This window comes from Photobacterium sp. GB-50 (assembly GCF_003026755.1).
GTDB lineage: Bacteria > Pseudomonadota > Gammaproteobacteria > Enterobacterales > Vibrionaceae > Photobacterium.
In genome coordinates this window covers 1-7,577 of record NZ_PYNX01000038.1, presented here as the reverse complement: position 1 = coordinate 7,577, position 7,577 = coordinate 1, and the positions used below count along the sequence as shown (strand labels likewise).

The following is a 7,577-nucleotide window of genomic DNA, read 5'->3' as shown; positions in this document are numbered from 1 at the left end:
CTAAAAACAGTCACTAAAAACAGTCACTAAAAACAGTCACTAAAAACAGTCACTAAAAACAGTCACTAAAAACAGTCACTAAAAACAGTCACTAAAAACAGTCACTAAAAACAGTCACTAAAAACAGTCACTAAAAAATTAATAATAGACCACTAGAAAAATATTACCAAACATAATTCCAATAATACTTCTCATATCATAAAGTTAACTTTAATTATTGATATATAATCCACAAATATAAACAATAATAATTATCCACCTTAATTTACGTACTACTCTATTGATGTTTTTTCTCACATATAATTACAACATGAATTAATTTTTCATATTGTAATATTAGTTTAATGCACTAAATATAAGTTGGTTAACAATGACAAATTCAATTAAAACGAAAAAAGGGGGGATCAGCATTTTCGCTCTCGCAATGTTAAACATTGTTGCAGTAGTGAGTTTGCGCGGTCTTCCAGCAGAAGCTGAATACGGATTAAGCTCCATTTTTTATTATATTTTTGCCGCCGTAGTATTTCTGGTTCCTGTATCATTAGTTGCCGCTGAGCTTGCGACAGGTTGGTCTGAAAAAGGCGGTGTATTCCGCTGGGTCGGCGAAGCTTTTGGAGCTCGAATAGCGTTAGTTGCGATCTTCATGCTATGGATTGAAGTGACTGTTTGGTTTCCAACCGCATTAACTTTTGGCTCTGTTTCACTTGCATTTATGGGTCCAGATAAATCATGGGATCAAGCATTATCTCAAAATAAATTCTTCGTACTAGGAATAGTATTAGCCATTTATTGGCTCGCAACTTTCATCGCTTTACGCGGCACTGCAGCCTTTTCTAAAGTGGCTAAATGGGGCGGGTTAATTGGTACTGTTATTCCTGGTATCGTATTAATTATTTTAGGTTTCTCTTACCTATTCTTCTCAGGTAAGCCACCACAAATTCAACTTTCTTGGCACGATATTATTCCTGACTTTTCTAACTTTAATAACGTAGTTTTAGCGGCAAGTATCTTCTTATTCTATGCCGGTATGGAAATGAACGCGATTCACGTTAAAGAAGTTGATAATGCGCCGCGTAACTACCCAATTGCGATTGCGATTGCTGCGATTGGTACTGTCTGTGTATTCGTACTTGGCACGCTGGCAATTGCATTTGTTATTCCACAACAAGACATCAGCTTAACTCAAAGTTTATTAGTCGCTTACAATGATATGTTTGCTTGGGCTGGCATCAGCTGGGCTGCGCCAATTATGGCAGCTTGTTTAGCGCTAGGTGTACTTGCTGGAGTTGTTGGCTGGGTTGCAGGTCCTTCATCGGCATTACTTGTGGTTGCTAAAGGTGGTTATTTACCACGCTTTTGGCAATACACCAACAAAAATGGTATGGCAACCCATATCATGATGGCACAAGCGTTCTTAGTGACCATGATTTCTACTGTGTTTGTAGTATTACCTTCAGTTCAAGCTGCTTATCAAATTCTAAGTCAATTAACGGTCGTTCTTTACCTCATCATGTACTTATTAATGTTTGCTGCAGCGATTCATTTACGCTACAGCCAACCTAATCGCCCTCGTCCATACAAAATCCCTGGTGGTGATATGGGAATGTGGATCATAGCTGGTGTTGGCTTTTCTGGTTCACTATTAGCATTCATCTTCTCTTTCATTCCACCAAGTCAAATTTCAGTCGGTAGCCCTGAAGAATACATTGGCTTCTTAGTGGTACTAACGGTGATATTTGTAGCTGTTCCATTATTCATCTACAAAGCCCGTAAACCGCACTGGAAAGATCCAACAGTCTCAGACTTTGCACCCTTTACTTGGGAAATAGAAGATACTCATCCAGGTGTGATCAATCCATCAGACAAAGTAACTCATACATTAAATCAATAAGAGTTAAGGATGCGTCAAATGCCACCACTAAATGAAAAGCTTGCTGTCATTATGCAGCAAGCACTGAATGAAGCAAAAACGAATAACGACGGCGAAAACGCCTCATATATTCCGTTTCTTGCATCAGTACCGTCAGAACTTACAGGCTTAGCCTTTGTGTCTGTTACTGGCGAGATTATTCAATTACAAGACTGTGATTATAAATTTGCTATTGAATCTATCTCAAAAATTATGACGCTTGGATTAGTTCTTGAACAATCAGGCGCCGATGCGCTGCACAGTAAAGTCGGTGCAGAACCAACAGGGATGCCATTTAATTCCGTTTTGGCACTTGAACTCCATAACGGTAAACCCCTAACCCCTCTCGTTAATGCCGGTGCAATGGCAACAGTGAGCTTAGTTAAAGCGACAGATAAAGAGCAACGCTGGCAGCAGATTTTGAACTTTCAATCCCTGCTAGCAAACAGCGAAATATCGCTCTCTGACGAAGTCAATCAGTCTGAACAAACGACCAATACTCATAACCGTGCTATCGCATTGTTATTAGAATCATCTGGGCGTATGTATTCAGAGCCACTTGAAGCGTGTGATGTTTATACACGCCAATGTTCTACCCTCTTTAATACGGTAGAACTTGCCACCGTAGGCGCAACACTGGCCAATGGTGGTAAAAACCCATGCTCAGGTCAACAGGTGATTGACCCTCAAAACATTCCCCACATTCTCGCAGAGATGGTAATGGAAGGGCTTTACGATACTTCTGGTGATTGGGCATATGATGTCGGTTTACCAGCAAAGAGTGGCGTTGGCGGCGGTTTAGTAACGGTTATTCCAAACGTAGGTGCACTGGCTGCATTCTCGCCACGACTAGACCCATTTGGTAACAGTATCCGTGGTCAACAAATGATTAAGCATGTTACTCAAGCAATGGCTTGGAACTTATTTAGCAGTAAGCAACACTAAGGTAGGGAAAAATTATGGCTCTTCATGAAGTAAACCGTAAAACAGGTAATGATCCAATCTATGGCTCAGATACTATTCATAACGTTGCGGCAACGACCAAACTACCACAGCAAGAACAAGCACCTAAAGTGATCTATCAAATGATCCGTGATGAACTTTACCTAGATGGTAATGCACGTCAAAATCTTGCGACCTTCTGCCAAACATGGGAAGAAGATGAAGTGCATAAATTAATGGATCTATCCATTGATAAGAACATGATTGATAAAGATGAATACCCTCAATCTGCTGAAATTGAAGGTCGTTGTGTTCATATGTTAGCGGATTTATGGAATGCACCTGATTCTGTTACAACAGTCGGAACTTCAACCACAGGTTCAAGTGAAGCCTGTATGCTAGGTGGTTTGGCTGCCCTATGGCGCTGGCGTGAAAAACGTCGTGCTCTTGGTCAACCAACCGATAAACCAAACATGGTCTGTGGCCCTGTCCAAGTTTGTTGGGAAAAATTTGCCCGCTACTGGGACGTTGAAATGCGCGAAACTAAAATGGACGACGGTCATTATTTTATGACCCCAGAAGACATGTTAGAACTCGTTGATGATAACACTATTATGGTGGTACCGACTTTCGGTCAAACTTTCACCGGTTTATACGAAACAGTAAAACCGTTATCTGATGCACTAGATACTTACGAGCATGACACTGGTAACTCGATTGATATCCACGTTGACGGCGCAAGCGGCGCAATGCTAGCCCCATTTTGTGCCACAGAAATTGAACCTTGGGATTTCCGCTTAGAGCGGGTTAAATCAATCAGTACTTCTGGCCACAAGTTTGGTTTATCGCCATTAGGCGTTGGCTGGGTTGTATGGCGTAGCAAAGAAGATTTACCTGAAGGCTTAGTATTCCATGTTAACTACTTAGGTGGTGACATGCCGACTTTCGCCTTGAATTTCTCTCGTCCAGCAGGACAAATCATTGCACAATACTACAACTTTCTACGTTTAGGTTATGAAGGTTACAAACGTATTCATGATGCAAGTTACGATGTGTGCGAATACCTCGTTAAAGAGTTAAACAAATTTGATCTGTTTGAGTTCTTGTTTGACGGCAATCGTGAAAAAGGTATTCCAGCCATTTCATGGCGCTTAAAAAATAATGCTAACGTTTCATTTAGCTTATATGACTTAGCGGATCGCCTACGTACTCGAGGCTGGTTAGTACCTGCTTATAGCTTGCCTGCAAACGCGAAAGATATTGTGGTACAACGTATCTTAGTTAAACAAGGCTTTACAGTAGACCTTGCTAGCTTATTAATTGCTGACTTCCAACGCTCGCTTGATTTTTTAAACTCTCATCCGACAGCGCAGTGTACAGCTGATGATACACAAAACTTTGATCATAGCGGTCGCTGATACCAATGAAAGCAAAGGTTAGTTTAATACTGACCTTTGCTATTATTGAAAACACTAACTTCACTATTTGCTCTCCCATTTAATATCTAACATGCTAATATTTTTCAATTAATAATAAAATCAATCACCACACTATAGGCGCTTAAATGTTTATTCACACGATTGAAATTATTTGTATTATTGCCTTCGCATTAAGTGCCGTGATCAGTGAATCTAATAAAGGTAAAGATATCGTCAGCATCATGGTGATTGGATGGGTAACAGCACTCGGAGGCGGAACCGTAAGAGATATTATACTATCCACAAATCAGGTTTTTTGGATAAGAGATCCATCCTATTTTTGGACAGCATTACTCAGCTCTTTTATAGGTTTTTTCCTTGCTCCACATTTACGACACGTAAAAGTCGAACGTATTATTGTAACTCTGGATGCGATTGGTATTTCCATGTTCTCAGTGTTAGTCACTAAAGATCTGACCGCTCAACATTATGCGCCTTATGTTGCGATCACTATGGGGATGATCACTGCGGTATTTGGTGGCGTACTACGTGACATTCTCACCAACCGTCCAACCATGTTTAACAATACGGAGTTTTATGCCAGTCCCGTTATTATCGGCTGTTACTTATATATTCTCCAAACTGAGCACCACATTAACCCAGATGTCGCAACCTTGAGCAGTATTATCTTTATTATTGCTTTACGCATGTACATTGTAATAAAGAAAAAAAAATTCCCCGATTTTTTATTGCTTAAATAATTCATTTTCTAGTGATGCACTTGCCATAGATCGCTTGCCCAGCAAGGCAAAAAGCAGCCCTATGAGAGACGTAATAAATATAATGGCTGTAAGTGAGTAATAATTATCAAGATTAAGCTGCCATGCGATAAAAATAAAAATCGCTGAGAATAACATTTGTCCGCCACCAGAGAGCGCACTTACTGTTCCTAATTGATTACTGTAAGGTACCAATAATAAGGATTGGGAACAGGGATAAATAAGCGCTTGAGCAACAGCCACACCAATAAAGCCAATTGTTAGCGTTAATAGTGACATTGGTTGTGATAAAAAGATCATAACCACACTCAATTGAATAACAGGAGCAATAAAAACAATATGGTGCGTACCGTAAGACTTCCTCAATATAAAGCATAATGTACTTGCAAGTAAAAACGCCACTGCAGGAATAATAGACCAATAAGCATAATTTTCTGAAGTAATATGTAATTGTGATTCTAAAATAAATGGCGCTAATGAACCGGTAAATATGACAAGTGCCCAGTTAACCCAACCGATCATCGCATAAGAAAGAAAGTATCTATCTTTTAGCAAGGAGCCATAATATTGAAATATAGGAATAAATGAAATAGAGACACGAGGTGTAGATAATGTTTCAGGCAAATAGAAAAATAAAATGAGAAAACCTAGAACGGTATAGATAAACAAGCAAATAAAAACCGCAAACCAACCAAAATGGTGATTCACTAACCCTCCCATAATCGGTGAAAATATAGGAGTAAAAGCAGAAATAATAGATAGTCCCGTCATTGCTGATAAAAAGAATTTATTTTTATAGCTATCATGTAGCATTGAACGTGCAATAACTGATTCACACCCTCCACCAACACCTTGAATAAAGCGTCCTATAATCAAAATAGAAAAGTCATGGTGAAAAGTTAAGATAACTCCTAAACCAAGGATAGATATCAACAAACCTATTAATAATACATGACGCCGCCCATAAACATAAGATAACGGCCCATAGAATAATTGTGATGGACCATATCCGATCAAATAACTAACAATCAGTCCTTCCGCAAGATTTTGATTAATTTTAAAATCAAGATGGATCCAAGGTAACAAAGGAAAGACTAAGCCTAAACTAAGCTGACCGATGCTAACTATTAATATAGCGAGAAATAGGATATTCCAGTTCTCTTTAATAACACCTTTGACTTGATCGGCTAAAAGGATTTCTGTTGAATTATTCATTCCAACAAGCCCACTCAGTGATGATAATAATTAACCGCGTTATTTTAGTCCTCATTTTAAAGTGATTTATATTTACTTAATCAATTTAAGTTTCTTATTTTAGTCCTTTATTAAAAAATAAAACCAGCTATTTCCATCCATATGCTAAATCAACAACATCCGATCCATTCAATATTTTACTATTAGCTTACATTTAAATCACAACGCTCTGTCATTAAACAGGAACGAATCAGGAGAATAGACTTCATAAAATTAAGGAGAGATATAATGAAAAAACATATGATTGTGGGTCTAAGTGCACTGGTTGCTATTTCAAGCTTATCGTTAACAGGGTGTAATGAAAAATCTCACGCTAGCGAACCAACAGAAGCAAAAGTTTTATCAGTAAAAGCCGTCACTAAAACAGTAACAACACCACACCAAGTCTGTGAGCAAGTTGCTGTGACTCATAAAGTCGCTCCTAAAGACGAAAATAAAGTGTTAGGTACGCTTGCCGGTGCTGTTGCCGGTGGTGTACTAGGACACCAAGTTGGTGGTGGTAACGGTAAGAAAGTCGCAACAGTAGCTGGTGCAGTAGCCGGTGGCGTTGCTGGTAATATGGCTCAAGGTAAATACCAAGAAGGCCATACAACAACAACAATGGAAAAACGTTGTCACACAGAAAATAGCCAAACAGAACAAACCATTGGCTATGATGTAACCTACCAACTAGGCGATGACAAAGACACAATTCGTATGGATAAAAAACCAACTGGCGATACGCTAGCGGTTAAAAACGGTAAAGTTGTTATCTAATCTATAGTCACAATAAGAATATTCTAAGCCCTGCTAGTAATAGCGGGGCTTTTTTATTTAATAATGGTAGGTTCCACACCTAATACCAGCGCATCCCAGCGTGACCAGCAGTTAAGCTTCTCAATTTTAAATCTTAACCAAACAAACTACCCCACAATCATATTCATTTCTTACAAACGAAAAAAAGCCCTAGTCTTTCGACTAGGGCTTAATATAAGTGGCGGAGCGGACGGGACTCGAACCCGCGACCCCCGGCGTGACAGGCCGGTATTCTAACCAACTGAACTACCGCTCCACACGGAGATAAAACTTTCGTTTTATCCGATATCCGTAGTTCAAAACGAATATCTTAACTTTTTGTCTTCACTTTTTGTAAAAGTGAAAACGAATTAGAAGCCTGGCGATGTCCTACTCTCACATGGGGAGACCCCACACTACCATCGGCGCTATTACGTTTCACTACTGAGTTCGGCATGGGATCAGGTGGGTCCATAACGCTATGGTCGCCAAGCAAATTCG

At 39.4% G+C, this 7,577-nt stretch carries 6 protein-coding genes, 1 tRNA gene and 1 rRNA gene; 5 read left to right on the top strand and 3 right to left on the bottom strand.

Translation table 11 applies throughout. The features are described 5' to 3' along the window. Positions 1 to 370 precede the first annotated feature (370 nt). The 4 genes from gadC (at position 371) to C9J41_RS21385 (ending at position 5,030) form a co-directional block, all read left to right on the top strand. Entirely contained in the window at positions 371 to 1,891 is a 1,521-nt protein-coding gene (gadC, locus tag C9J41_RS21400) for a putative glutamine/gamma-aminobutyrate antiporter GadC (protein ID WP_107207754.1), read from the top strand. Between the two features lie 18 nt (positions 1,892 to 1,909). Beyond that, entirely contained in the window at positions 1,910 to 2,854 is a 945-nt protein-coding gene (glsA, locus tag C9J41_RS21395; RefSeq protein WP_107207760.1) for a glutaminase A, read from the top strand. A gap of 14 nt (positions 2,855 to 2,868) precedes the next feature. Next, on the top strand, positions 2,869 to 4,269 hold the full coding sequence (locus C9J41_RS21390) for a glutamate decarboxylase (protein ID WP_107207755.1): 1,401 nt from the start codon (positions 2,869 to 2,871) through the stop codon (positions 4,267 to 4,269). A gap of 146 nt (positions 4,270 to 4,415) precedes the next feature. Further along, positions 4,416 to 5,030 carry a trimeric intracellular cation channel family protein gene (locus tag C9J41_RS21385; protein WP_107207756.1) on the top strand — a complete coding sequence of 205 codons (615 nt, stop codon included), beginning with the start codon at positions 4,416 to 4,418 and terminating at the stop codon, positions 5,028 to 5,030. Here C9J41_RS21385 and C9J41_RS21380 read toward each other — a convergent pair. Continuing rightward, positions 5,016 to 6,263, bottom strand: coding sequence for an MFS transporter (locus C9J41_RS21380; protein ID WP_107207757.1), 1,248 nt, complete (start codon positions 6,261 to 6,263; stop codon positions 5,016 to 5,018). The genes C9J41_RS21385 and C9J41_RS21380 overlap by 15 nt on opposite strands. Before the next feature lie 267 nt (positions 6,264 to 6,530). Between C9J41_RS21380 and C9J41_RS21375 the strand changes: the two genes are divergently transcribed. Next, the gene (locus C9J41_RS21375) at positions 6,531 to 7,058 is read left to right on the top strand and encodes a glycine zipper 2TM domain-containing protein (protein WP_107295007.1); all 528 of its coding nucleotides are present in this window, start codon (positions 6,531 to 6,533) and stop codon (positions 7,056 to 7,058) included. Between the two features lie 218 nt (positions 7,059 to 7,276). Here the strand turns inward: C9J41_RS21375 and C9J41_RS21370 are convergent. Together C9J41_RS21370 and rrf are read right to left on the bottom strand one after the other, a co-directional pair. Beyond that, positions 7,277 to 7,353: transfer RNA gene (locus tag C9J41_RS21370), tRNA-Asp, on the bottom strand. A 100-nt stretch (positions 7,354 to 7,453) separates the two neighbouring features. After that, a 5S ribosomal RNA gene (gene rrf, locus C9J41_RS21365) occupies positions 7,454 to 7,569 on the bottom strand. Positions 7,570 to 7,577: the final 8 nt, after the last annotated feature.

What these genes read in the sequence shown, in the direction of transcription:
- glsA (WP_107207760.1), top strand. Translation starts at nt 1,910, where the DNA reads ATGCCACCACTAAATGAAAAGCTTGCTGTCATTATGCAGCAAGCACTG.
- C9J41_RS21375 (WP_107295007.1), top strand. Translation starts at nt 6,531, where the DNA reads ATGAAAAAACATATGATTGTGGGTCTAAGTGCACTGGTTGCTATTTCA.
- C9J41_RS21390 (WP_107207755.1), top strand. Translation starts at nt 2,869, where the DNA reads ATGGCTCTTCATGAAGTAAACCGTAAAACAGGTAATGATCCAATCTAT.
- C9J41_RS21385 (WP_107207756.1), top strand. Translation starts at nt 4,416, where the DNA reads ATGTTTATTCACACGATTGAAATTATTTGTATTATTGCCTTCGCATTA.
- gadC (WP_107207754.1), top strand. Translation starts at nt 371, where the DNA reads ATGACAAATTCAATTAAAACGAAAAAAGGGGGGATCAGCATTTTCGCT.
- C9J41_RS21380 (WP_107207757.1), bottom strand. Translation starts at nt 6,263, where the DNA reads ATGAATAATTCAACAGAAATCCTTTTAGCCGATCAAGTCAAAGGTGTT.